Origin of the sequence: Sphingomonas endolithica, assembly GCF_025231525.1 — a bacterium.
Classification (GTDB): Bacteria; Pseudomonadota; Alphaproteobacteria; order Sphingomonadales; family Sphingomonadaceae; genus Sphingomonas; species Sphingomonas endolithica.
In genome coordinates this window covers 3,021,213-3,046,643 of record NZ_CP103057.1, presented here as the reverse complement: position 1 = coordinate 3,046,643, position 25,431 = coordinate 3,021,213, and the positions used below count along the sequence as shown (strand labels likewise).

Below are 25,431 nucleotides of genomic sequence, written 5' to 3'. Positions count from 1 at the left end.
CCGCCACCGATTTTCGGTCAAGCACTTGCCGCAAGGCGGGCGGCGACATAGGCCTCTACCATGATCATCTCCCGTTCGCGTCTCGCCGCGCTGCTCAGCCTCCCGCTCCTCTCGATCGCCGTCGCGGCGCCGCTTGCCGCCGCTCCGCCGCAGCAGGCGGCCAAGCCGGTCGCCCTGCCCGGCGACGGGCCGGAAGATGCCAAGCTGAAGCAGCTGTTCCACGAAAGCGACGAACGCGACCTGAAGCTGCATCCGATCAATGCCCTGTTCCGCGGCGACCTGCGTTATGCCGATCGGCTGGGCGACTTCTTCTCCGACCGGCAGATCGCCGCCGAGCGCGCCGCGAGCGAAGCGGATCTGCGCGGCCTGAACACGATCGACCGCACCAAGCTGACCCCGGTCGACGCCATCGCCTATGACGTGTTCCGCTACAGCACCGAGCGCAGCATCCGCGGGTCGCAGCCCGATATCGTCGCGCTCACCTATGTCCGCCCGCTCGATCACTTCAACGGCATCCAGGGCTTCTACCCCGATATCGCCTCGGGCCAGGGTGCAGCCCCGTTCAAGACCTTGCTCGATTACGAGAACAACCTGAAGCGCAACGCGCAATATGCGGCACAACTCGACGCCGCGATCGCGCGTTTCCGCGAGGGCATGAAGACCGGCGTGGTGCAGCCCAAGCTGACCGTGCGCAACATGATCGAACAGTTCGACAACCTGATCGCGCAGGGCGTCGAGGGATCGACCTTCTACGGCCCGGTCAAGACTTTCCCCGCCGGGATCTCCTCGGCCGACGAGACGCGGCTGCGCGCCGCTTATGCAGCGCAGATCAGGGACGTGATGATCCCGGCGCACCAGCGGATGCGCGATTTCCTGTCCGGCACCTATCTCGCCGCGGCGCGCGACAGCGTCGGCCTCTCGGCGATGCCGGGCGGCGCCAAGCTGTACGATTATCTGATCGAGGGCAGCACCACGCTGCCGCTCAAGGCCGAGGAAGTTCATCAACTCGGCCTGTCCGAAGTCGCGCGCATCCTGAAGGAGATGGAAGCGCAGAAGGTCAAGGTCGGCTTCAAGGGCAGCCTGGCCGAATTCTTCACGTTCCTGCGCACCGACAAGCAGTTCCAGCCGAGTTCGGCCGAGCAATTGCGCCTGGGCTACGAGGCGATCGGCCGCCGCATCGACACCCGCATCCGCGAACAATTCTCGCTGATCCCGCGCAGCAAGCTCGAGATCCGCCCGGTGCCGGCGTACAAGGAGAAGACCGACGCCGGCGGATCCTATCAGGACGGCACGGTCGACGGTTCGCGGCCCGGCGTGTTCTTCTACAACACCTACGACCTACCCTCGCGCTACATGTGGGAGATGGAGACGTTGTTCCTGCACGAGGCAGTGCCGGGGCATCATTTCCAGGTGAGCCTGGCGGCGGAAAACGAGAAGCTGCCGGCGTTCATGCGCTTTGGCGGCAACACCGCCTATATCGAGGGCTGGGCGCTGTATGCCGAGACGTTGTGGCCCGAGCTCGGGCTGGAGACCGACCCGTACCAGCGCATGGGCGGGCTGTCCGACGAGATGCTCCGCGCCATGCGGCTGGTGGTCGATACCGGCATTCATGCCAAGGGCTGGAGCCGCGACCAGTCGATCAAGTACATGCTAGACAATTCGCCGATGGGCAAAACCGACGCTACTGCCGAGGTCGAGCGCTACATCGCCATTCCGGGACAGGCGCTGGCGTACAAGATCGGCCAGCTGACGATCCTGCGCTGCAAGGCCAAGGCCAAGGCCGCGCGGGGTGCCAAGTTCGACCCGCGCGCCTTCCATGCCGCGGTGCTCGATGCTGGCGCGCTGCCGATGCCGGTGCTGGAGAAGAAGATCGACGACTGGATTGCGGCGAGCAAGTGAAGCGGCTCCAGCCTAGCTGACGCCTCAGTTGATGAACCAGGGTAGTACGATTACCCCTCCGTTCGTCCTGAGTAGCCATCGAGTAGCGCGAAGCGCGTATCGAGAGGGCGTATCGAAGGACACGCGACACCGCGCTCCAAAGTGCTTCGATACGAGCCCTCGATATGGCCTGCGGCCTGCTCGGTCTCTACTCAGCACGAACGGTGGAAGTGGATCACCCCCCGGACTCACGCCGTCAGCAGCGCCCGCAGATACCCCGCATAATCGCTCTTCCCCAGGCGTACGGTGCAGCGTTCCAGCCCGGCATCGTCGATGAATCCCTTGTGCCAGGCGATCTCCTCTGGGCAGGCGATCTTCATGCCCTGACGGCGCTCCAGCGTGGCGACGAACTCTCCGGCCTCGAGCAAGCTGTCGGGCGTGCCGGTGTCGAGCCACGCATAGCCGCGCCCCATCACCTCGACCGACAGCTTCTCGCGCTCCAGATAGACACGGTTGATGTCGGTGATCTCGAGTTCGCCGCGGGCCGAGGGACTGAGGTTTGCCGCGATGTTCACGACCTCGGCATCGTAGAAATACAGGCCGGTGACCGCCCAGTTCGATTTGGGCGCCTCGGGTTTCTCCTCAATGCTCAAGGCACGCATCGTCTTGTCGAATTCGACCACGCCGTAGCGCTCGGGGTCGGCGACGCGGTAGGCGAATACGGTCGCGCCTTCGCCGCGGCTGCGCGCGCTGTTCAGGACGTTGGGCAGACCCTGGCCGAAGAAGATATTGTCGCCCAGCACCAGGCAGGAGGGGCCACCGGCAACGAAATCGGCGCCGATCGTATAGGCCTGGGCCAGCCCCTTGGGCTCGGGCTGCACGGCATAGCTGATCGCCATGCCCCATTGCGACCCATCGCCGAGCAGGGTGCGGAAGTTGGCCGCATCGTGCGGCGTGGTGATGATCAGCACCTCGCGAATGCCGGCCAGCATCAGCGTGGTCAGCGGGTAATAGATCATCGGCTTGTCATAGACCGGCATGAGCTGCTTGGAGACCGCGAGGGTCATCGGGAACAGGCGCGAGCCGCTGCCGCCGGCAAGGATGATGCCCTTCATGTCTTAACGCTCCATCTGATAGTCGGTGAGGCGCGCGACGACCGCGCGCACGGCGCCCTGCCAGTCGGGCAGTCGCACGCCGTGGCGGTCGTCGAGCAGCGTGCAATCCAGCCTGGAATTGGCCGGGCGCGCGGCGGCAGTCGGATAGTCCGCCGTGGCGATGGCGCGCACCATGGCCGAGGGGCCGCCGCTCGCCGCCGATGCGGCAAAGATCGCCTCGGCGAACTCCGCCCAGCTCGCCTCGCCGCTCCCGGTCATGTGGAAGATACCCCGCCGGGCAGGCGCCCGATCGGCCGCCAGGTTCGTCGCGACGGCGATGATGCCGTCGGCGATATCCAGCGCACTGGTCGGGTTGCCGCGCTGGTCGGCAACGACGCTCACCTCGTCGCGCGTCTCGGCCAGGCGCAGCATCGTGCGCACGAAATTCGCCCCGAACGGACTGTATACCCAGGCGGTGCGCAACACCGCGCTGTTCGGCTGCGCAGCCAGTACCAGTTCCTCGCCGGCCAGCTTGGAGGCGCCGTAGACGCCGGTCGGCCCCGTGGCGTCGCCCTCGACATAGGGCGTCGGCTTCGCGCCATCGAACACGTAATCGGTCGACAGGTGGACCAGCGGCACGCCGATCGCGCAGGCCGCCGCCGCCACCGATTCGGCGCCGGTAGCGTTGATCGCAAAGGCCAGGTCGCGCTCGCTCTCCGCGCAATCGACGGCGGTGTAGGCGGCTGCCGACACGATCATGTCGGGCACCGCGGCGGCGAGCGCATCCTGGATCGACATGGCGCGGGCCGTTAGGTCGAGCGCCGGCCGCCCAAGCGGGATCACCTCATGCCCGGCCGCCGCGCCGCGCTCGATCAGCGCCTGCACGACCTGCCCCTCGCGCCCGGTGACGGCAATCCTCATGCCGTCTTGGCGCCCGCATCCAGCCCGAGCCGCTGGCCGTCATAGGCATCGCGCAGCGGCTGCCACCACCAGCGATTGTCGAGATACCATTGCACCGTCTTCTCGATCCCGCTGTCGAAATCCTCCTGCGCGCGCCAGCCGAGCTCGGTTTCGAGCTTGGTGGCATCGATCGCGTAGCGCGCATCATGGCCCGGCCGGTCGGTGACGAATTCGATCAGTTCCTCGCGCGGCTGGTTGCCCGGCGACAGGCGGTCGAGTGCCTGGCAGATCCGCCGCACGACATCGATATTGCGGCGTTCGTTGCGGCCGCCGACATTGTACGTCTCGCCCACCCGGCCGCGTTCGGCGATCAGGTCCAGCGCGCGGGCATGATCCTCGACATACAGCCAGTCGCGGACATTCTCGCCCTTGCCGTAGACCGGCAGGCGCTGCCCGGCGAGCGCGTTGAGAATGGTCAGCGGGATGAGCTTTTCGGGAAAGTGGAACGGCCCGTAATTGTTCGAGCAATTCGAGACCACGATCGGCATGCCGTAAGTGCGGTGCCATGCCTTGGCGAGCTGATCCGACGCCGCCTTGGAAGCCGAGTAAGGCGAACTCGGGTCATAGGGTGTCGTCTCCTCGAACAGACCCTCGTCGCCGAGCGAACCATAGACCTCGTCGGTCGAGACGTGGAGGAAGCGGAACGCCGCGCGCCCGGCCGCATCTAGCCCCGACCAGTAGGTCCGCGCCGCCTCCAGCAAAGCGAAGGTGCCGATCACGTTGGTCTGCACGAAATCGGCAGCACCAGTGATCGAGCGGTCGACATGGCTTTCGGCGGCCAGATGCATGATGCGGTCGGGCGCGAACTCGGCCACTGCCTGCGTCATCGCCGCGCCGTCGCAGATGTTGGCCTTGAGGAAGCGATAGTTGGGCAACGCCTCCACCATGCTCAGCGACGCGAGATTGCCGGCATAGGTCAACGCATCGACATTGAGCACGTCATAGCCTTGGTCGAGCACGAGATGGCGAACGAGCGCCGATCCGATGAAGCCGGCGCCGCCGGTTACGAGGATGCGCATGTTCAATCTCTTCGGCAGCGGAGGGATGGACGTGTAGGTATCAGGTGATCCACAAGGTCCACGCGTTTAAAGATAAAGCCGGCGATTTCAACCTGCCTGCGGCGTGCCTATGACGGGAGCCGATCGGGTCTACCGAGCGGCTTCGCCTGCCCGCTGCATTGCAGGAGAGAATCGATGCGCCTGTTCCTTACGCTTGCCCTGCTCTCCACCGCCGCCGCGCCGTCCGCGGCGCGAGTGCCGGGCGGCTACAAGCTGGTCTGGTCGGACGAGTTCGACACGGCGGGACAGCCCGATCCGGCCAAGTGGGTGGCGGATACGCATGCCAACAAGACCGGCTGGTACAATGACGAACGGCAATATTATTCGGCCCGGCGGCTGGACAACGCGCGCGTGGCGGACGGCAAATTGATCATCACCGCGCGGCGCGAGACGCTGCGCAATGCGGCCGATTTCGGCGGCCAGCGTTATACCTCCGCGCGGCTGATGACGCAGGGCAAGGCGCGCTGGACCTATGGCTATTTCGAGATCCGCGCCAAGCTGCCGTGCGGGCAGGGCACCTGGCCGGCAATCTGGATGCTGGGCGAGGGCACATGGCCGGACGGCGGCGAGATCGATATTATGGAGCAGGTCGGCCAGAGGCCCCGACGAGCTGCTCGGCACGATCCACAACCGCGCCACGGCCGGCACGCCGGGCGATGGCAGCCGCATCGACATGCCGGGCATGTGCACGGCGTTCCATGATTACCAGCTGACCTCGACACCCGAGGCGCTGAAGATCGCGGTCGATGGCCGGCCGGTCCACACCTACGCCAAGGCGGGGAAGACGGCGGCGGGCTGGCCGTTCGATCAGCCGCAATATCTGCTTCTCAACCTGGCGGTCGGCGGCGTGCTGGGCGGCGCAATCAAAAACACGATCTTCCCACGCTGCTTCGAAATAGATTATGTCCGGGTATATCAGCGAGGCTGATCCATGTGCCTTCCCATAAGTATTGGAAGCGCATAGGCTTTTGCACGTGACCTTCTTCGAAAGCCTCCTCGCGCTGCTCTTGGCGGCGATCGTGCTGCTGCAATTCGCGCGCCGCCTGTCGCTGCCCTATCCGCCGATGCTGGCCCTGGCCGGCGTGGTGGTGGCCTTCGTGCCCGGCGCGCCGACGATCGTGCTCGATCCCAAGACCGCGCTCGCCTTGTTCATCGCGCCGATCCTGCTCGATGCGGCATTCGATTTCCCGGCCAAGGTGGTGTGGAAGCTGTGGCGGCCGTTGGTCCTGCTGGCGCTGGTCGCCGTATTGGTGTCGACCGCAGTGGTCGCGTGGATCGGCTGGCAGTTCGCCGGCCTGCCGATCGCTGCCGCAATAGTGCTGGGCGCGATCGTTGCCCCGCCCGATGCCGCTGCCGCCACCGCGGTGCTGAGCAGCGTATCGCTGCCGCGCCGCACGGTCGCCGTGCTGAAGGGTGAGAGCCTGTTCAACGATGCCTCCGCACTGTTGCTGTTCAGCGGCGCGCTGGCGGTGCAGGCGAGCGGCGGCTTCACCGGCGGGGTGGCACTGCAGCTGACGCTCGCGGTGCCGGGCGGACTGTTGCTCGGCATCGCCTTCGGGCTGCTGACGCGGCGGATCAACCGTTATGTCGGGGGAACGCTCGGCGGCACCTTGCTGCAGTTCGTCGATGCCTTCGTCGTGTGGCTCGTGGCCGAGCATCTGCATCTCTCCGCCGTGCTGGCGGTGGTCGCCTGCGCGATGACCGTCGCGCGCTCGCCCGAGGTGATCGGGTCGCCGCGCGAGCGCGTCCATTCCTATGCCGTGTGGACGACCGTCGTGTTCCTGCTCAACGTGCTCGCCTTCCTGCTGATGGGCATGCAGGCGCGCACGATCGTCGGGCGGATGCCGACCAACCGGCTGTACGAGGCGCTCGGCGTCGCGGCGATGGTCGTCGTCGCGGTCATCGTCACGCGGTTCGTGGTGGTGATGGTGTGGAACCGCCTGTCGCGCAGTATCGAGAGCCTGCGTGACGAGAGCAAGCCGCCGACGGTGTCGCAGGGCCTGATCGTCAGCTGGGCCGGGATGCGCGGCCTGCTCACCCTGGCGACCGCGTTCGCGCTGCCCAACGATTTCCCACAGCGCGACGTGGTGGTGCTGATCGCGTTTGCCGTGGTGCTGGCGACCTTGGTCTTCCAGGGGCTGACGCTCACCCCTTTGATCAAGCTGCTGAAGCTCGATGCGCTGGAGGACCCGGCCAAGCAGCTGGTCAAGGCGCGCGCCGCGATCGCCAAGACCGGGCGCGACGCGCTGGCCGGCAAGGAGGGGCGCGAAGCCGACAATCTGCGCGACAGCTACGACATCGATTGCGGCGACGACACGCGCCAACGCTACCGCGTGCTGGGGCTGGAGGCGGTGCGCGCGGAACGCACGCACCTGATCGAGATGCGCGACGACCACCGCATCAGCGTGGAAACCTACCAGATCCTCGAAGAGGAACTCGATTGGCGCGAGATCACGCTACTGCCCGACGAAGAGCGCCAGATCGAGGAGAGGTGAGGGCCTATTTTACATCGTCACCCCGGCCTTGAGCCGGGGTCCCGCTTCTGCTCGCGCGTCAGGCAGCGCGACCCGGGTCGAGCCTGGGCTGACGGTTAGAGCACGAATATGCTGGCTTGATCCTGTCCCATCCGTTGAGGTAGCGTCCCGCCCTACCGCTGCATCGCCCGCATCATGTCCGGCGACATCAGATTGTGGTTCAGATGCGCCATGATCCACAGCGATCCGACCATCACCAGCAGCACGATGAGCACGCCAAAGGCCAGCGCCAGCACGTTGTTGGTATTGTCCGGCCCGGTCGTGATGTGGAGGAAGAAGACGAGGTGCACGCCCATCTGCGCCACCGCCAGCGCGACCAACGCGACGGGGATCGCCGGCGCCCAGATCAGCGAACTGTGCAGCACGTAAAAACTGGCCCCGGTCAGCGCCGCCGCCAGCACGAGCCCGATGACATAGCCGCGCACGCCGGCCGCGACCGAGCGATCGTGCCGCTCGCCCGTCGCCTTGTCGTCCGGGCTGCTCGTCTGCTCGCTCATGCGCCCGATCCCAGCAGGTATACCATGGTGAAGATCGCAACCCAGATGATGTCCAGCGCATGCCAGAACAAGGCGAAGCACAGCATGCGCCGCTCGATATCCTCGCGGAAGCCCTTGGCCCAGACCTGCGCCATCATCGTCGTCAGCCACACCAGGCCGAGCGCCACGTGCAAGCCATGGCAGCCGACCAGCGCGAAGAAGGCCGACAGGAAGGCACTACGCCCAGGCCCGGCGCCTTCGCCGATCAAATGCGCGAATTCGTAGAGTTCGAGCGCCAGGAATCCTGCCCCGAGCACCGCGGTCACCGCCATCGCAATCTGGAACCAGCGCACGTTCCGGGCCATCATCGCGATGCCCGCCATCCCGCAGGCAAAGCTCGACAGCAGCAGCAAGACGGTTTCCGCAGCTACCAGCGGCAGCTCGAACAGATCGCGCCCGGCAGGGCCCCCCGCCGTCTCGCCCGACAGCACGGCGTAAGCGGCGAAGAAGCCGGAAAACAGGATGAAGTCCGACAGCAGGAAGATCCAGAAGCCGTAGGATACGACGATGCGCTTGGGCGCCGGGCCCTGCTCGCTGATCGGCACCGCATCATGGCCGAGATTGTGCGGGTCGCCATGACCCTTGGTATCGGCGCTCACGCCGCGGCTCCGGGTGTGCTGTCGAGCGTCGCTTCGTCGAGCCCCAGCAGCTTGGCCTTGCTCGTGCGACGTGCGCGGTCGTGCGCCTCCAGATCATGCGCCTGGACCTCATATTCGGTTCGGTCGCGCCACGCGAACACGATGAACGTCGCCCAGGCACCGATGAAGCCCAGGATCACCAGCCACCAGATGTGCCAGATCAACGCAAAGCCCATCACGGTCGCAAAGAAGGCGGTAACCACGCCGGTCGGCGTGTTCCGCGGAATCTCGATATCCTGGTAATCGGGCTGCTCGCTCAATTTCTGATTCTCGCGCGCGGCGGTCTTCAGCCCCCAATAGGCTTCCTCGCCCTCGACATCGGGCAGCACGGCGAAATTATAGGCCGGCGGCGGCGAGGTGGTGATCCATTCCAGCGTGCGCCCATCCCAGGGATCGCCGCCGACATCCGCCAGATCGTGGCGACGGCGGATGCTGATCGTGATCTGGATGATCTGGCACGCGATCCCGCCAGCGATCAGCAGCGCGCCGACACCCGCCGCGATCAGCCAGGGCTGCCATTCCGGCACGTCATAGCGCTGCAACCGCCGCGTCATGCCCATCAGGCCGAGCACGTAGAGCGGCATGAAGGCGAGATAGAAGCCGGTGATCCACAGCCAGAAGGCGCGCTTGCCCCAGGTTTCGTCGAGCTTGAAGCCGAATGCCTTGGGCCACCAATAGGTCGTGCCGGCAAAGGCGCCGAACAGCACGCCGCCGATGATCACATTGTGGAAATGCGCGACCAGGAACACCGAATTGTGCAGCTGGAAATCGGCCGGCGGCACCGCCAGCAATACGCCGGTCATCCCCCCGATCACGAAGGTGCACATGAAGCCGATCGCCCACAGCATCGGCGTCTCGAACCTAATGCGCCCGCCATACATGGTGAACAGCCAGTTGAAGACCTTCACGCCGGTCGGCACCGCAATGATCATCGTCGTCACGCCGAAGAAGCCGTTGACGTCGGCGCCCGCGCCCATGGTGAAGAAGTGATGCAGCCACACCATCCAGGAGAGGATGCAGATCGCCATGGTCGCCAGAACCATCGAGCGATAACCGAACAGCGGCTTGCCCGAAAAGGTCGAGACGACCTCGGAGAAGATCCCGAACGCCGGTAGGATCAGGATGTAGACTTCCGGATGCCCCCATGCCCAGATCAGGTTGACGAACATCATCTGGTTGCCGCCAAGCTCGTTGGTGAAGAAGTGGAAGCCGAGATAGCGGTCGAGCGTCAGCATCGCGAGCGTGGCGGTCAGGATCGGGAAGGCCGCGACGATCAACAGGTTGCTGGCCAGACTCGTCCAGCAGAACATCGGCATGCGCGTATAGCCCATGCCCGGCGCGCGCAGCTTGAGGATCGTCGTCACCAGATTGACGCCGGACAGGAGCGTGCCGACCCCCGATATCTGCAACGCCCACAGATAGTAATCGACCCCGACGCCGGGCGAGAAGCGCAACTCGCTGAGCGGCGGATAGACCACCCAGCCGGTCTTGGCGAACTCGCCGATGACCAGGCTGATGTTGATCAGCAGCGCGCCGCTCGCCGTCAGCCAGAAGCTGACCGAGTTGAGCGTCGGGAAGGCGACGTCGCGCACGCCCAGTTGCAGCGGCACCGCAAAGTTCATCAGCCCGATCATGAACGGCATCGCCACGAAGAAGATCATGATCGTGCCGTGCGCGCTGAACACCTGGTCGTAATGGTCGGATGGCAGGTAGCCGCCATTGCCCATCGCGATCGCCTGTTGCGACCGCATCAGCAGCGCATCCGAAAAGCCGCGCAGCAGCATCACGGCGGCAAGCAGGCAATACATCACGCCGATCCGCTTGTGATCGACCGAGGTGATCCATTCGCGCCACAGATAGGGGAAATAGCCCTTGCGCCACACCCAGGCGAGCACGCCGAGGATGGTCAATGCGACCACCGCCGAGGCGACGATCGGGATCGGCTCGGACCAGGGGATCGCGTTCCAGCCGAGCTTGCCGAACACCAGGCTCACCGGCGCCGTTTCCGGCATGGTATCCGACACGCTCATTGTTCCCGCCCGTCGAGTGCATGCTTCATCGACAGCGTCCCGCTTTCCTTGACCACGGCATCGAACAGCCCGGGCGCCACCGCACGATAGCTATACGGCGGCACGTTCTCGCTATCCTTGAGCAGTTCGAGATAGGCGCTGCGATCGAGCGCCCGGCCCGATTGCCGCGCCTGCGCCAGCCAGCCGGCGAATTGTTGCGGCGAGACGGCATGGGCGCGGAACGTCATGCCCGGAAACCCCTTGCCGCTGTAATGCGCCGACAGCCCATGGTACACGCCCGGCCGATCGGCCTGCAGGTTCAGCCGCGCGGTCATCCCCGACATGGCGTAGATCTGGCTGCCGAGCTGCGGCACGAAGAAGCTGTTCATCACGGTGGCGGACGTGATGCGGAAGCTGACCGGCGTGCCCACCGGCACGACCAGCCGATTGACGCTGGCGACGCCTAGATCGGGATAGATGAACAGCCATTTCCAATCGAGCGACATCACCTCCACGCGCAGCGGCGCCGCGCGGCCGACGAGCGGCTTGGCCGGATCGAGATCGTGGCTGGCGATCCACGTCATGCCGCCGAGGAAGATCACCACCAAGGCCGGCACCGACCAGACGAGCAGTTCGAGCCGCCCCGAATAGGACCAATCGGGCAAATGCCGCGCCTTCACGTTGCCGGCGCGGAACCACCAGGCAAAGGCCAGCGTGGCGAGGATCGTCGGCACGACGATCGCCAGCATCACGCCCAGCGAATTGAACAGCAGCGTCCGCTCCCCCGCCGCGACCGGCCCGGCCGGATCAAGCACCCCGCCCGAGCAACCGCCGAGCAGCGTGACGGCAGCGGCCGGGGGGATGAGGCGGATGCGGTTCACGCCGCGACGTTAGGCGCTGCGGCGACGACCCGCCAGCGCGATCGGCCAAGCACAACGCGTTTTATTCTGACAGAATTTCTCCGTTCGACCCAACCGTTTGTCCCACCTCACTCGTCCCGGCCCCCGTTCGCCGCAACCCGTCCACCCCCGTTCGTGCTGAGTAGAGACCGAGTAGGCCGCAGACCGTATCGAGGGCTCGTATCGAAGCACCTTGGAGCGCATGCCGCATGTCCTTCGATACGCCCTCTCGATGCGCGCTTCGCGCTACTCGATGGCTACTCAGGACGAACGGGGGGGCAGATGCGCGCCCAACCGCATCTTTGCCGGCCGATACGCAAAGCGCTGTCCTACAACCCGCCCGCTATGGCATAACCCTGCGCATGCCCCTCGCCACCCTCGACATACGCGCTCGCCCGCCGCGCGAAAACGCGCCGGCACCTCTACATCCTCAACATTCGACCCCCGTCGCCGCCCAGAAACCCATTCCTGGCACCACATTCTCAACATTCGCGCACCTCGTTCAACCAAACGGTAGACTATGAAGACCCCGCGCATCCTGATCATCGCCGGATCCGATTCGGGCGGCGGCGCGGGAATCCAAGCGGATATCAAGACCGTCACCATGCTCGGCGGCCACGCCATGACCGCGATCACCGCCATCACCGCGCAGAATACGCTGGGCGTACAGGCAGTGATGCCGGTGCCGGCCGAGATGGTGCTCGCGCAAATCGATTCGTGCGTGTCGGATATCGGCGTGGATGCGGTGAAGATCGGCATGATCGGCTCGGCGGCGACCGCCCATGTGGTGGCGGAGCGGCTGGAGCGGCTGGACGTGCCGATCGTATTCGATCCCGTCATGATCGCGACCAGCGGATCGGTGCTGGCGGATGCGGCAACGATCGCCGCCTTCGCCCGGCTGATGCGGATCGCAACGGTGATCACCCCGAACCTGCCGGAGCTTGCTGCGCTATCCGCACCCCTCCCCCCGGTTCGTGCTGAGCCTGTCGAAGCACGTGCCGCAAGCGCAGCCCCCGCCACACGTCCTTCGACAAGCTCAGGACGAACGGAGGGAGAGGAACTCGCGGCTGAATTCGGCACCAATGTCCTGATCAAGGGTGGCCATGCCGATGGCCCCCACGTGACCGACATCCTGGTCGGTGCCGCCGGCGAGATCGCACGCTGGACCAACCCCCGCCTCACCACCCGCCACAGCCATGGCACCGGCTGCACCCTGGCCAGCGCGATCGCCACCGGCCTCGGCGCCGGCCGGCCGCTCACCGCGGCGATCGACCGTGCCATCTCTTACGTTCGCGCCGCGCTGGCCAACCCGCCGGGGCTGGGGCAGGGACACGGACCGATGGGCCACGCACTCGGCCTCGATCCTTTCGAACTGCTGTCCCATGCCAAGCCTTAAACACGAAAAGCTCTGCCTCGCGCCGGTCGTAGGCGTGGACGAGGCCGGCCGCGGGCCGCTCGCCGGGCCGGTGGTCGCCGCCGCCGTGATCCTGCCGGCCAAGGGCGTGCCGCGCGGCATAAATGACTCCAAGAAGCTGTCGGCGACCGAGCGGCTGCGGCTGCACGATCGCCTGCGCGGCTGCGCCACGATCGGCGTGGGGATCGTCGAGGCGGACGAGATCGACAGCCTCAACATCTATTGGGCGACGATGAAGGCGATGACGCTGGCGGTGGAAGCGCTTGGCTGCGCGCCCGGCCATGTGCTGGTCGACGGCAACCGCCTGCCGCGCTGGGGCTATGCCGCGACGCCGATCGTTTCGGGCGATGCGATCAGCCTGTCGATCGCCGCCGCCTCGATCATCGCCAAGCACACCCGCGACACGATCATGATCGCGCATGCCGAATCATATCCGCAGTACAATTGGCACTCGAACAAGGGCTATGGTTGCCGCGTTCACCTGTCCGCGCTGCGCGAACATGGCCCCTCCCCGCTCCATCGGCGAAGTTTCGGGCCGGTCGCACAAGCATCTCTCGATCTGTGAGTCTTTTGCGCCACAACACCATGGCTTGAGTCCAGCCACGAACCGGGACTCAACATCTGGGGCGGCAGAGACATTGCCCGCCACGCTGCAGCAGATGCCGGACGTTTCGGTTAACCAATGATCGCTTGACCGGAGTCTCGCCATCCGCAGACAAGGCAGACACACGACGGGGATACAGGTTCAATGGGGGTTATCGACAAGGTTCGCGCGGTGCGACAGACAACGGTTGCGCCCGCGCCGGTGCTGCCGCTCGACCAGATCATCATCGGCGAGTGCATCGCCACGATGCGGTCGCTGCCGGCCAAATCGGTCGACCTGATCTTCGCCGATCCGCCGTACAACCTGCAGCTGGGCGGTGACCTGTCCCGCCCCGATGGCAGCCATGTCGATGCGGTGACCGACGAATGGGACAAGTTCGATTCGCTCAGCGCCTATGACAAGTTCACCCGCGAATGGCTCGCCGAGGCCAAGCGCATCCTGAAGGACAATGGCGCGATCTGGGTGATCGGGTCGTACCACAATATCTACAAGGTCGGCGCGTCGATCCAGGATCTGGGCTATTGGATCCTCAACGACATCGTGTGGCGCAAATCCAACCCGATGCCCAATTTCAAGGGCACCCGCTTCACCAACGCGCACGAGACATTGATCTGGGCGTCGATGGGCGAAAAGGCGCGCTACACCTTCAACTATCGCAGCATGAAGACGCTGAACGACGAACTGCAGATGCGCAGCGACTGGGAATTCCCGGTGTGCGGCGGGCAGGAGCGGCTGAAGAAGGATGGCGTGAAGGTCCATCCGACGCAAAAGCCCGAGGCGCTTATCTACCGCATCCTGCTGGCCTGCACGAAGCCCGGCGACGTGGTGCTCGATCCGTTCTTCGGCACCGGCACGACCGGCGCGGTGGCCAAGCGCCTGGGGCGGCGTTGGATCGGCATCGAGCGCGAGACTGATTATGTGGCGGCAGCGCGCGAGCGCATCGAAGCGGCGCTGCCGCTCGACGAATCGGCGCTGAAGACGATGCAGAGCCCCAAGGCCGCGCCCCGCGTCGCCTTCGGCACGATCGTGGAAAATGGCATGCTGGTGGCGGGCGCGGTCTTGGTCGACGCCAAGCGTCGGTACAGCGTGACGGTGCGGGCGGATGGCTCGGTCCTGTCGGGGGACCTCACCGGCTCGATTCACAAGCTCGGCTCCACCCTGCAAGGCGCGCCGGCGTGCAACGGCTGGACCTTCTGGCATTACGAGACGCCGGATGGCTTGAAGCCGATCGACACGCTGCGGCAGCGCTACCTGCTGGCGACGCAGATCTAACGCGACCAGATGAGACGTCACCCCGGACTTGTTCCGGGGTCCACCGTGCCGCAAAGCAATGCGCCAGCGTGCATGTTGCCCGGTGGGCCCCGGAACAAGTCCGGGGTGACGGTTGAGGGTTGAATGACCGATCACACGCTCCACCTTCGACCTGTGCAGTTCGTCGACTCCCCAGTCGGCTATGACGGGGAAGTCGCCCGGCTCGCCGGCGGCCTGCAATGGTTCGCCGCCTATGAAGTGAGCGAGCAAGGCACGCGCCGCACCGTTGCCATCGCTGATTTCGCCGCAGAACTGGGTACGAGCGAACGCGCCGCCAAGCTCCACGCCGCGATCACCGCACCCCGCCCACCGCTGACACTGGGCGATCGCATCCTCCGCTTCGACCAGCCCAGCGTCGCCGGCATCCTCAACATCACCCCCGACAGCTTCTCCGACGGCGGCGCGCACGTGAACGACCCCGCCGCCGCGGCCGGCGCCGGCTTCGACATGACGGTCGCGGGCGCGGCGCTGATCGATGTCGGCGGCGAATCGACCCGCCCGGGCGCCCCGGCGGTGTGGGAAGGCGACGAGATCAAGCGGATCGTGCCCGTCATCGAGCGGCTCGCCACCGGCGGTGCCTTGGTCTCGGTCGACACACGCAAGGCGGCGGTGATGGAGGCGGCGCTCGCCGCCGGTGCCGCCATCGTCAACGATGTGTCGGCGCTGCTGTGGGACGATCGCTCGCTGGAGCTGGTCGCCCAATCCGGCTGCCCGGTCATCCTGATGCATTCGCCCGATCCCGCCAAGGGCCCGCACGGCGGCCACGGCTATGCGAACGTCTTGACCGACGTGTTCGACTGGCTGGAGGCGCGCATCGCGGCCGTCGTCGCCGCAGGCGTACCGCGCACGCGGATCATCGCCGATCCGGGCATCGGCTTCGGCAAGTCACTGCAGGACAATCTCAGGCTGTTGAACGGGCTGGCGATGTTCCATGGCCTGGGCGTGCCGGTGATGTTGGGGGCCAGCCGCAAGCGGCTGATCGGCGCGCTGTCGAACGAGGCACCGGCCGCCGATCGTCTTGGCGGTTCGTTGACGCTGGCACTGAAAGGTGCCGAAGCAGGCGTGCAGCTGCTGCGCGTCCACGATGTCGCCGAGACGGTGCAGGCGCTCCGCGTGTGGCGCGGGCTCAAGGACCAGGCATTGGTCGGCGGCTGACATGGGCCACATTCTCCTCGTCGACGATGATCCGCATATCCGCGACCTGCTGTCCTTTGCGCTGCGCCAGGCGGGGATGACGACGCGCGAGGCAGGGGACGGCGAGGAGGCGTACGCCGCGATCCAGCACGAACTACCCGACCTGATCGTGCTCGACATCAACATGCCGCGGCTCAACGGCCTCGATCTCTGCCGCCGGCTGCGCGAGCATGGCGGGCTGGCCGCCCAGGTGCCGATCCTGTTCCTGTCGTCGCGCGACGATGCGATCGACCGCATCGTCGGAATCGAGCTCGGCGCGGACGATTATGTCGTCAAGCCGTTCAGCCCGCGCGAAGTGGTCGCGCGTATCGGCGCGATCCTCAAGCGCGGAGCCCCCTCCGCGGCGCCGCCGCCCGCGCCGTCTGCGCACGTCGCCCACCACAAGCTGACGCTCGACAGCGATGCCTGGGAAGCGCGCTGGGACGGAACGCTGATCGCCACCACGGCGACCGAGTTCCAGTTGCTGCTCGCGCTCGCTGGCACGCCCGGCAAGGTGTTCACCCGCGACGCGCTGATCGATCGGCTGCGCGGCCCGGGCTTCGCGCTCACCGACCGCACGATCGACAGCCATATCCGCAACCTGCGCGCGAAGTTCGCGGGCGGCGGCTGCACCGACCTGATCGAGACCCGCGCCGGGATCGGGTATCGCATCGGCGGATGCGCTTGAAGGCGTTCCTCAAGCGGCATTGGCCCGCTTTGTCGCTGCGCACGATCCTGTTCAGCACGCTCCTGTTCGTCGCCGCACTGCCCGGCGTCGCTGCACTGTCGCTCCGCGTGTACGAGAATACCTTGGTACAGCAGACCGAGGCCGAGTTGATCGCGCAGGGCGCGGTGCTTGCCTCGGCCTATCGCATCGCCTGGGGCTCGTCGCCGGGCAACGGGCGCAGCACGGGGGTCGACACGCCGCAGATCGATCTGCGGACCAACACGATATGGCCACGCCAGCCCGACGCCGTGCGCGGCCAGCCGCCCGAGCCCCACGCGGTCCGTGTCGCGCACCTGCTCGCGCCGACCATCGCCGACGCGGTGGATGCGACTCTTGCCGCCACTCGCCTGCTGGACGGGCACGGCGTGGTCGTCGTGGGGCGAGGCGATCGTGGCCTGAGCTACGCCGCACTGCCGGAGGTTCGCCGGGCACTCGCCGGCCGCAATGCCACCGTGCTGCGCCAACGCATCGTCAATCCGTACGGCTTCTCATCCTTGCTTGAGCTGCTCAGCCCGGCCTCCGCGATCCGCGTGCATCACGCGCGTCCGGTGATCGTCGGGGGCCGGGTGGTCGGCGTGGTGATGCTGTCGCGTTCGCCGCGCGGGCTGTTCCGCGGCATCTACCAGGATCGCGGCAAGATCGCGCTCGGCGCGGGGACGATCTTCGCCATTCTCGTGGTGCTGGCCGGGCTGCTGTCGCGCGGTATCGCCCGGCCGATCCGCGGGCTGACGCTGGCGACCGAACATGTCGCCAGCGGGCGTATCGACATTCCCGCGCCGCCGGCGACCGCCGCGACCGAGATCCGCGAACTCTACGTCAACTTCGCCTCGATGGCGCGCCAGATCGATACCAGAGCACGCTATCTGCGCGATTTCGCCGCCGCCGTGTCGCACGAATTCAAGACACCGCTCGCTGGGATCAACGGCGTGATCGAGCTGCTGCAGGATCATGGCGACACGATGCCGCGTGCCGACCGGCTGCGCTTCCTGGACAATGCCGCCAAGGACACCGATCGCCTGTCGCGTCTCGTCCAGCGCCTGCTCGACATGGCCCGCGCCGACATGCTGAGCATTGCGCCCGACGTGCGCAGCGATGCCGCCGCTGTCGCCCGGCGGATCGATGGTGGTGGCCTGCACATCGTGGTGACGGCGCCACACGATTTGCCGCAGGCGCGGATCGCCGACGACGTGCTGGAAACCGTGCTGACCACCCTGGCGGAGAATAGCCGCCAGGCCGGCGCCACCGCGCTGACGATCGCGCTCCTGCCCGCTCCAAGCGGGATCAGCATCACCGTGGCGGACGACGGACCGGGAATCGACGCCGATCGCGATCGCCTGTTCGAACCCTTCTTCACCGGCAACCGCGCGGCGGGCGGCACCGGGCTCGGGCTGCCGATCGCCCGCTCGCTGCTCGCCGCCACCGGCGGAACGATCGACATCGCGCCATCCGGCCGCGGTGCGGCCTTCGTGATCATGATTCCCGCATGAGCGCTGGAGCGATTCCGACTGGGCAAAGCCACGTGCCTTATCGGTACGCCATCGCGATCGGATCGAATCGTCGCGGCCGCCACGGCTCGCCGGAACGCGAGGTCGCCGCGGCGCTATCCGCCCTCGCCCCGCTAAGCGCCTCGCCGATCATCGTCAGCGCACCACTCGGCCCGTCAATCCGCCGCTTCGCCAATGCGGTCGCGCTGATCGACAGCGCCGAGCCGCCGCCGGTTCTGCTCGCCCGCCTGAAGGGGCTCGAACAGCGTTTCGGTCGTCGATCTGGGCAACGCTGGGGCGCGCGGGTGATCGATCTCGACATCATCCTGTGGTCGGGCGGTATCTGGCGGAGCACCGGGCTGTCCGTGCCACATGTGGCCTTTCGCGCGCGGCGCTTCGTGCTCGATCCGCTCGCCCGCATCGCCCCCGATTGGCGCGATCCGCAGACCGGCCGCACCGTCCGCCAGCTTGCCGCACGCGCGCGAGCGGTTGACCGCCGCCCCCACCGCTCGTAACGCGCGGGACTTGGTCGGGCCCGTAGCTCAGTTGGTAGAGCAACGGACTTTTAATCTGTAGGTCTCGGGTTCGAATCCCGACGGGCCCACCAAATACGGTTGTTGAGTATGACTGCCGATCCTCTCCCCTCCACCGATCCGCTGCACGCCCATGGCGCCGACACCCGCGGCGTGGTGCCCGGCAACGTGCGGCATCCGCCGTGGCTGCTGATCTCCGCCGCCGCACTCGCGATCGCCATATTGTTGGTCGGCGCGGTGGGCGCCTCGATCGATCATGGCTGGCAATTCGGTGTCGAGCGGCAGATCATGTTGTGGACCCGTCATGGGACGATGCACGGCGCGGCGATTGGCCCCGCATGGCTCAAGGCGGCGATGATCGACATCACCGCGCTCGGTGGCGTGACGGTGCTGACACTGGTGACGGTGATCGTCGCCTTGTTCCTGGCACTGCGGCAATTGTGGCTGACGATGCTGCTGGGGCTCGGCGGCACGATCAGCGGCGCGATTGCGGTCGCCGTCGCCAAGTCGCTCGTCGCCCGCCCGCGGCCCGACGTGGTCGATCACCTCGTTCAGGTCTCGTCGGCCAGCTTCCCCAGCGGCCATGCCACGAGCAGCGCGATCGTATACCTGACGCTGGCCGCCTTGGTGATGCAGATCGTGCCGGGACGCGTCGTGCGCGGCTATATCATCGTCGTCGCGGCGCTGATCGTCGGTGCGATCGGTTGCAGCCGCGTCTATCTCGGCGTGCATTGGCCAAGCGACGTGCTGATCGGCTGGAGCTTCGGCGCTTTGTGGGCGCTGATGTGGTGGGGAATCGGCGCGTCGATCCGCATCCGCCGCGCCGGCCAATCCGTGCTGAAGTCGTCCCAGTCCTGAGGCAGCTCTAGCAAAGTAACGCGCGCGACCAACGCTGACGAAGTGGCGCAAAAGCGCGCCGAAGCGGCTTGTGACTTTGTATCATCACATCTATTGCGCTGCACAAGACAATAGAAGGGTCGCACCATGATTCGTTACCTCCTGCTCGCCGGCAGTGCAATGTCCGTCGCTCTTCCAGCAGCGGCACAGAGCACCTCACCCGCACCAGCGGCCAGCACAACACCGCAAGACGTGATCGTCACCGCGCCGGTCCGGCAGAGCGAGGCGGACGTCCTGCAGGGCACGTCGATCCTGACCGGTGAAGAACTGACCCGCCAGCTGCGCCCGACGATCGGCGAGACGCTGGCGCGGCAGCCGGGTGTGTCGGCCTCGTCCTTCGGCCCGAACGCCTCGCGCCCGATCCTGCGCGGCTTCCAGGGCGAGCGCATCCGCGTGCTGACCGACGGGATCGGCTCGATCGACGTGTCGAACACCTCCGCCGATCATGCGGTGATCATCGATCCGCTGCTTGCCGAGCGCATCGAGGTGCTGCGCGGCCCTTCCGCCTTGCTGTTCGGATCGTCGGCCGTAGGTGGTGTGGTCAACGTGGTCGATACGCGCATCCCGCGCAGCGTGCCGGAAAACGGCTACCGGCTGAACGGCATTGCCAATTATGGCTCGGCATCGGACGAGCGATCGGGCGGGATGGCCGGCGACGTGGCGGTCGGTGAGCATCTCGTGCTGCATGCTGACGGATCGTATCTCAAGACCGGCGACCTGCACATCGGCAAGGGCTACCTGCTGTCCAAGAGCGCGCGCGCCGCGGCACTGTCGCAGGTAGGATTGCCGCAGGACACCGACGAGCCGATCGACTTCGCCGCCTCGGCCAATCTGCGCAACCGCCTGCCGAACTCCGCGGCCGAGACCTGGACCGCCGGCGTCGGCGCAGCGGTCATCACCGACACCGGATCGCTCGGCGTCTCCTACAGCCATTATGACAGCCTGTACGGCGTGCCGATCCGCTATGCGACCGAAGTCGGCCAGGAGCAGGAAGCCCCGCGGCTCGACGTGGTGCAGAACCGCGTCGATGTGCGCGCCGAGGTGAATACCGGCGGCGGCTTCCTCGACAAGATCCGTTTCCGCGCCGGCCAGGCGAGCTACCGCCATTTCGAGCTGGAGGAAGACAATTCGGTCGGCACCGCCTTTTACAATAAGGGCATCGAGGGGCGGCTCGAACTGGTTCAGGCCAATCGCGGCGGCTGGCAGGGTGCCTCGGGCGTGCAATTCTTCAACCGCATCTTCGACGTGAAGGGCGACGAGGCGTTCCTGCCGAAGAACGAGACCAACCAGACCGGCCTGTTCACGCTGCAACAATATAGCTCGGGCGCGTTTAAGGCCGAGGGCGGCCTGCGCTACGAGTCCACCGATGTCGCCGCGCGCACCCCGACCGACGATCCCCGCTTCTTCCGTGGCGACCGGCACTTCAATGCCGTGTCGGGATCGATCGGCGGATCCTACGGCGTCAGCGATGCGGTGCGCTTCGGCATCAATCTGTCGCATACCGAACGTGCGCCCTCGGCCGAGGAATTGTTCGCCAATGGCGGACATGCCGGTACCCAGGCCTATGAACTGGGCAGCCCCGACTTCCGCATCGAGAAGTCGAACGGCGCGGAACTGACGATGCACGTGCATGGTGACGGCTTCAGCCTGGATGCCTCGGCATATTACACCAAATTCTCCAACTACATCTCGGAGAACCAGGTGGCGCAGGGCGTCTGCGAGGCCGAGTCATCGGGCCGCACGGTCGACCTGCCCTGCTTCCAGTATCAGCAGCAGGATGCGCGCTATTACGGGTTCGAGGCGGATGCCTCGGCGCGGCTGGCGACGATTGGCGGCTATACGATCAACGCCGACGTGCTCGGCGACTATGTCCGTGCCAACATCATCGATCAGGGCAACGTGCCGCGCATTCCGCCAGCCCGCGTGCTGGGCGGGATCGAGGCACAGGGCGATCGGCTGCAGGGCCGGGTCGAGGTGGAACATGTGTTCGACCAGAACCGCATCGCCGCGTTCGAGACGCCGACAGACGATTACACGATGGTCAACGCCTCGATCGGCTTCTCGCCGTTCGGCAAGGGCAGCAAGACCAGCGTGCTGATCAGCGCCAACAACATCTTCGATGTCGAGGCACGCCGCCATGCGAGCTTCCTGAAGGACTTCGCGCCGCTTGCCGGGCGGGACATCCGCGCCACGCTGAGGTTTGGGCTGTAACCTGATTCATCTCCGGAAGGGGACCGCTAGCGGTGGGCGGGCAGCCTCGAGCGGAGCGCTATTGGCTGCCTCACCATTCGCGGGAGGAACTAGAAGTTACAGCGAGGCAATAGCCTGGGCTAGCGGCCGGATTTGTTCCGGCTGCTGGTCCCACGATGTCACCAGGCGGATCTCGTCTGCCGCCCAATCGTAGAAGTCGAAGCCTTTCGCGCGCAACGATGCCGCTTCCTCCGCCGTCGCCCGCAGGAACACCTCGTTTGCTTCTACCGGGTGCAGCAGGCGATCGCCGGCCCCCTGCGCGAGCAACGTCGCGCCGGCATTGGCGGCGCGGCCATTGTCGAGCCACAGATCGTCCTGCACCATCGCCAGCAATTGCGCGGCGAGATAGCGCCCTTTGGACAGCAATAGGCCCGCACGCTTGCGGCGCATCAGCGTCGCGGCCGCGAGATCGCGCTTGAAGAAGACCAGCGCCTCCGCGCTCATCCCGCCATTCTTGACGAAGCCGAAGCTCAGCGCATCGACGCCGGCGCGCCACGTGACGTCCGCGGGCGTGCAACCGAGATGCGCGACGGCATTGGCGAAGCGCGCGCCATCCATGTGGAAGCCGAGCCCCCGCGCCTTGGCAAGGTCGCCGATCGCAGCGACTTCGGCCGGCGTATAGACGCGGCCATATTCGGTGGCGTTGGTGATCGACAGCGCACGCGGCTGGACGCGGTGGACGTCGTTGGCGATGCTGTCGAGCAACGTGGTGATCGTGGCCGGGGTCAGCTTCGCGCCCTCGCCATCGGCCAGCATCAGCTTGGCACCATGCGTGTAGAATTCGGGCGCGCCGCATTCGTCGTTCTGGATATGCGCGTCGCGGTGGCACACCACGCCGCCATAAGGTGGGCAGAGTGCGGCAAGCGCCAGGCAATTGGCGGCGGTGCCGGAGGGCACCCACAGCGCCGTGACCTCGGTTTCGAACAGCGCGGAAAAGGCGCCGTCCAGCCGCTTGCTCAAGGCATCGCCGTCATAGGCAGTGTCGAGCACATCGGCATTGCCGATCGCGGCAAGGACAGCGGGGTGCATCGGGGCGGCGTTGTCGGAGAAGAAGCGCATGAGGTGGGCTTTGCGGCGGGGCGCGGTGTGCGTCAACCACTCCCACACCCGTCATCCCGGACTTGATCCGGGATCCAGCTGGCCGCGAGCGCGCCGGTTCGCTTGGCTCCATCGCGAGCGGCAAAGCTGGATCCCGGATCAAGTCCGGGATGACGAACAGTCGCTAGAACTCATCTTCCGCCGGTTCGTCGTCGCGTGGCGCGCGGTCGTCGCGCCGGCGGTCGTCGCGACCCTCGTCGCGCTCGCGATCGCGGGCGCGGTTGACCTGGATGCTGCCGTCTGGCCCGACGCGCAGATTGAGGCCCAGCCCCTCCACTTCGCCCTCGGGCAATTTCACGCCGTCAATGCCGAGATCGTCGATACCAAAGCCGTTGCCCGCGTCCGGATCGACCACCGCCGGTTCCGGCTCGGGCGCTACCGCCGGGCCGACGCCCAGCGCCCGCATCATGAAGTCGCGCCAGATTCGCGCCGGTATGCCGCCGCCGGACAGGCCGGCATTGGGGGTGTTGTCATCATTGCCGACCCAGACGCCGACCACGAGGTCGCCGGCGAAACCGACGAACAGCGCATCGCGGTTATCCGAGGTGGTGCCGGTCTTGCCATAGGTCTTGACCGACAGCGCCGCCTGCCGCCCCGTGCCCGTCTCGGCCGAGGCGGACAGCAGGTCGAGCATGCCTTCGCGCAGCGTGCCGGACAGCGGATGCGAACGATCGGTCAGGCTCTTGTACCAGCTGCGCTCGCCCGCTTCCTCGATGCCGCGCGCGCGCACCGGATATGCTTCGGCGGCAACCGCGGCATAAGCGGCGGTGAGTTCGAGCAGCGACATGCTCGAACTGCCGAGCGCGATCGTCGCCTCGTTCGGGATCGGGGCGGTGATGCCGAGATCGCGCGCGGCGCGGATCACGTTCTTCACGCCGACCTGCTGCGTCAACCGCGCCGCAGCCACGTTGCTCGATTTGGCAAAGGCGCGGCGCAGCGTGATATTGCCGGCATAGCGGCCGTCGCTGTTCTTGGGGCTCCAGTCGGCGATCGTCACCGGCTCGTCCTCGATCATCGATTCCGGCGTCAGCCCACTGCGCAGGGCTGCAAGATAGACGAACAGCTTGAACGTCGATCCGGGCTGACGCTTGGCCTGTACGGCACGATTGAAGGGACTGGCGGCGTAATTCTTGCCGCCGACCATCGCCACCACGCGACCGTCCGGACGCATCGCCACCAAGGCGACCTGCGCATCGCGCAACCCGGCACTGCGCACCACGCGTTCGGCCGCGGTCTGCAGCCGACGGTCGAGCGTTGTCTTGACCGTGGTTTCCTGCGCGATCTCGCCGGCGCGGTCGCGTGCCTCGGGCAACACCCAGTCGGCGAAATAGGTGCCGTCGGGCAATGGCTTGATCCGGTTGGTGGCGAGCCGCGCGGGGCGCACCTCTGCGGCTTCCGCCGGGGTGATGAAGCCGCCCGCCGCCATGGCCGCGACAACCAGCTTTTGCCGATCCCGTGCGCCGGACAGGTTGACGGTCGGCGCCAGCTTAGACGGCGCCTTGACCAATCCGGCGAGCATCGCCGATTGCGCGATCGACAGATCCTCCGGCGACCGGTTGAAGTAATGCTTGGCCGCCGCGCTCAGCCCGTAGACGTTGTCGCCGAAATAGACGTTCGACAGATAGCGCGACAGGATCTCGTTCTTCGACAGCCAGGCCTCCAGCCAGAAGGCGATCAGCACTTCGCGGATCTTGCGCCCTGCCGTGCGGTCCGAATCGAGGAAAGCATTCTTGGCGAGCTGCTGCGTGATCGTGCTGCCCCCCTGGTTGCGGCCGTCGCTGGTGACGTTGTGCCAGAAGGCGCGTGCGATGCCGCGTGGGTCCACCCCCCAATGCGAGTTGAAGCGCCGATCCTCGATCGCGAGGAAGGCGTTGGTGACGTCGCCGGGCAGTTTGGCGGCATCCACCGGCTTGCCGATGATCGCGCCACGCCGGGCGATCGGCTTGCCGTCCGACGCAAGCAAGGTGATGCTTGGCGGCGTCAGCGGCTCGAGCGACTTGGACAAGGGTGCGGTGAACACCAGCCAGATGACGGCCAGCACGAACAGGATGACGCCGACCCCGGCAATGCGCAGCAGCCAGCGCCAGCGCGAGCCGCGATACGCGACCGGCAGGTTGGTGGTGTACTCATCCGGCTCGTCCGGATCGGGCGTAGGCACGCGCGGCGGCAGCGCGCCGAAATCGAGCGGCCGATGCGGATCGGTGGGCGGCACGTTGGCCCCCGATGTCGATGGCGCCGTCGCGGGCGAGAAGGGATAGGGGCGCATCGCTGGTTTTCCGGATCAATCGGCCCGCCGTACGGCAGCATGGTGTATTATAGCAATATGACAGCTCG

General features: G+C 66.4%; 22 protein-coding genes and 1 tRNA gene. 14 read left to right on the top strand and 9 right to left on the bottom strand.

Annotated features, from left to right (window positions below; translation table 11 throughout):
* Positions 1-60: 60 nt before the first annotated feature.
* The gene (locus tag NV382_RS14330) at positions 61-1,899 is read left to right on the top strand and encodes a DUF885 domain-containing protein (RefSeq protein ID WP_260597401.1); all 1,839 of its coding nucleotides are present in this window, start codon (positions 61-63) and stop codon (positions 1,897-1,899) included.
* Between the two features lie 227 nt (positions 1,900-2,126).
* Here the strand turns inward: NV382_RS14330 and rfbA are convergent, their stop codons facing one another.
* Genes rfbA through rfbB form a run of 3 tightly spaced genes read right to left on the bottom strand, consistent with a single transcriptional unit; the run spans position 2,127 to position 4,951 of the window.
* Positions 2,127-2,993, bottom strand: coding sequence for a glucose-1-phosphate thymidylyltransferase RfbA (gene rfbA, locus NV382_RS14325; RefSeq protein ID WP_260597400.1), 867 nt, complete (start codon positions 2,991-2,993; stop codon positions 2,127-2,129).
* A 3-nt stretch (positions 2,994-2,996) separates the two neighbouring features.
* On the bottom strand, positions 2,997-3,893 hold the full coding sequence (gene rfbD / locus NV382_RS14320) for a dTDP-4-dehydrorhamnose reductase (protein ID WP_260597399.1): 897 nt from the start codon (positions 3,891-3,893) through the stop codon (positions 2,997-2,999).
* A complete protein-coding gene (gene rfbB, locus NV382_RS14315; protein ID WP_260597398.1) occupies positions 3,890-4,951 on the bottom strand; it encodes a dTDP-glucose 4,6-dehydratase in 1,062 nt (353 codons plus the stop codon). Before rfbB ends, rfbD begins: the two co-directional genes overlap by 4 nt.
* 174 nt (positions 4,952-5,125) lie before the next feature.
* Between rfbB and NV382_RS14310 the strand changes: the two genes are divergently transcribed.
* Genes NV382_RS14310 through NV382_RS14300 form a run of 3 tightly spaced genes read left to right on the top strand, consistent with a single transcriptional unit; the run spans position 5,126 to position 7,485 of the window.
* On the top strand, positions 5,126-5,692 hold the full coding sequence (locus tag NV382_RS14310; protein ID WP_260597397.1) for a glycoside hydrolase family 16 protein: 567 nt from the start codon (positions 5,126-5,128) through the stop codon (positions 5,690-5,692).
* Positions 5,673-5,918 (top strand): glycoside hydrolase family 16 protein, encoded by a 246-nt coding sequence (locus NV382_RS14305; protein WP_335342359.1) that lies wholly within the window; start codon positions 5,673-5,675, stop codon positions 5,916-5,918. The genes NV382_RS14310 and NV382_RS14305 overlap by 20 nt, the downstream gene beginning before the upstream one ends.
* 46 nt (positions 5,919-5,964) lie before the next feature.
* Positions 5,965-7,485 carry a cation:proton antiporter gene (locus tag NV382_RS14300; protein WP_260597396.1) on the top strand — a complete coding sequence of 507 codons (1,521 nt, stop codon included), beginning with the start codon at positions 5,965-5,967 and terminating at the stop codon, positions 7,483-7,485.
* 152 nt (positions 7,486-7,637) lie between these two features.
* On the opposite strand, the gene cyoD is transcribed toward NV382_RS14300, so the two are convergent.
* The 4 genes from cyoD to cyoA are packed head-to-tail and all read right to left on the bottom strand — an operon-like array spanning position 7,638 to position 11,588.
* Positions 7,638-8,021 carry a cytochrome o ubiquinol oxidase subunit IV gene (gene cyoD / locus NV382_RS14295; RefSeq protein WP_260597395.1) on the bottom strand — a complete coding sequence of 128 codons (384 nt, stop codon included), beginning with the start codon at positions 8,019-8,021 and terminating at the stop codon, positions 7,638-7,640.
* Positions 8,018-8,659, bottom strand: a complete 642-nt coding sequence (gene cyoC, locus NV382_RS14290; protein ID WP_260597394.1) for a cytochrome o ubiquinol oxidase subunit III — start codon at positions 8,657-8,659, stop codon at positions 8,018-8,020. The genes cyoD and cyoC overlap by 4 nt, the downstream gene beginning before the upstream one ends.
* Positions 8,656-10,728 (bottom strand): cytochrome o ubiquinol oxidase subunit I, encoded by a 2,073-nt coding sequence (cyoB, locus tag NV382_RS14285; RefSeq protein ID WP_312026745.1) that lies wholly within the window; start codon positions 10,726-10,728, stop codon positions 8,656-8,658. Before cyoB ends, cyoC begins: the two co-directional genes overlap by 4 nt.
* The gene (gene cyoA, locus NV382_RS14280) at positions 10,725-11,588 is read right to left on the bottom strand and encodes a ubiquinol oxidase subunit II (RefSeq protein ID WP_260597393.1); all 864 of its coding nucleotides are present in this window, start codon (positions 11,586-11,588) and stop codon (positions 10,725-10,727) included. Before cyoA ends, cyoB begins: the two co-directional genes overlap by 4 nt.
* Positions 11,589-12,126: 538 nt before the next feature.
* Here cyoA and thiD point away from each other — a divergent pair.
* The 10 genes from thiD to NV382_RS14230 all read left to right on the top strand — a co-directional run bounded on the left by thiD (position 12,127) and on the right by NV382_RS14230 (position 21,960).
* A complete protein-coding gene (gene thiD / locus NV382_RS14275) occupies positions 12,127-13,002 on the top strand; it encodes a bifunctional hydroxymethylpyrimidine kinase/phosphomethylpyrimidine kinase (protein ID WP_260597392.1) in 876 nt (291 codons plus the stop codon).
* Positions 12,989-13,585, top strand: a complete 597-nt coding sequence (locus NV382_RS14270; RefSeq protein WP_260597391.1) for a ribonuclease HII — start codon at positions 12,989-12,991, stop codon at positions 13,583-13,585. Before thiD ends, NV382_RS14270 begins: the two co-directional genes overlap by 14 nt.
* Before the next feature lie 183 nt (positions 13,586-13,768).
* Positions 13,769-14,896 carry a site-specific DNA-methyltransferase gene (locus NV382_RS14265; protein ID WP_312026744.1) on the top strand — a complete coding sequence of 376 codons (1,128 nt, stop codon included), beginning with the start codon at positions 13,769-13,771 and terminating at the stop codon, positions 14,894-14,896.
* Positions 14,897-15,019: 123 nt separating this feature from the next.
* A complete protein-coding gene (gene folP / locus NV382_RS14260; protein ID WP_260597390.1) occupies positions 15,020-16,090 on the top strand; it encodes a dihydropteroate synthase in 1,071 nt (356 codons plus the stop codon).
* Between the two features lies 1 nt (position 16,091).
* A complete protein-coding gene (locus NV382_RS14255; RefSeq protein ID WP_260597389.1) occupies positions 16,092-16,796 on the top strand; it encodes a response regulator transcription factor in 705 nt (234 codons plus the stop codon).
* On the top strand, positions 16,787-18,322 hold the full coding sequence (locus tag NV382_RS14250) for a sensor histidine kinase (RefSeq protein ID WP_260597388.1): 1,536 nt from the start codon (positions 16,787-16,789) through the stop codon (positions 18,320-18,322). Before NV382_RS14255 ends, NV382_RS14250 begins: the two co-directional genes overlap by 10 nt.
* Complete coding sequence (gene folK, locus NV382_RS14245; RefSeq protein WP_260597387.1) at positions 18,319-18,834, top strand: 2-amino-4-hydroxy-6-hydroxymethyldihydropteridine diphosphokinase; 516 nt, start codon at positions 18,319-18,321, stop codon at positions 18,832-18,834. The genes NV382_RS14250 and folK overlap by 4 nt, the downstream gene beginning before the upstream one ends.
* A gap of 16 nt (positions 18,835-18,850) precedes the next feature.
* A tRNA-Lys gene (locus tag NV382_RS14240) sits at positions 18,851-18,926 on the top strand.
* A 16-nt stretch (positions 18,927-18,942) separates the two neighbouring features.
* The gene (locus NV382_RS14235; RefSeq protein ID WP_260597386.1) at positions 18,943-19,710 is read left to right on the top strand and encodes a phosphatase PAP2 family protein; all 768 of its coding nucleotides are present in this window, start codon (positions 18,943-18,945) and stop codon (positions 19,708-19,710) included.
* Between the two features lie 126 nt (positions 19,711-19,836).
* Positions 19,837-21,960: a TonB-dependent receptor gene (locus NV382_RS14230; protein ID WP_260597385.1), complete on the top strand. Its 2,124-nt coding sequence runs from the start codon at positions 19,837-19,839 to the stop codon at positions 21,958-21,960.
* A 96-nt stretch (positions 21,961-22,056) separates the two neighbouring features.
* On the opposite strand, the gene NV382_RS14225 is transcribed toward NV382_RS14230, so the two are convergent.
* Both NV382_RS14225 and NV382_RS14220 read right to left on the bottom strand, forming a co-directional pair.
* On the bottom strand, positions 22,057-23,058 hold the full coding sequence (locus NV382_RS14225; RefSeq protein WP_260597384.1) for a threonine aldolase family protein: 1,002 nt from the start codon (positions 23,056-23,058) through the stop codon (positions 22,057-22,059).
* Positions 23,059-23,221: 163 nt separating this feature from the next.
* Positions 23,222-25,363 (bottom strand): transglycosylase domain-containing protein, encoded by a 2,142-nt coding sequence (locus tag NV382_RS14220; RefSeq protein WP_260597383.1) that lies wholly within the window; start codon positions 25,361-25,363, stop codon positions 23,222-23,224.
* Between the last annotated feature and the right edge of the window lie 68 nt (positions 25,364-25,431).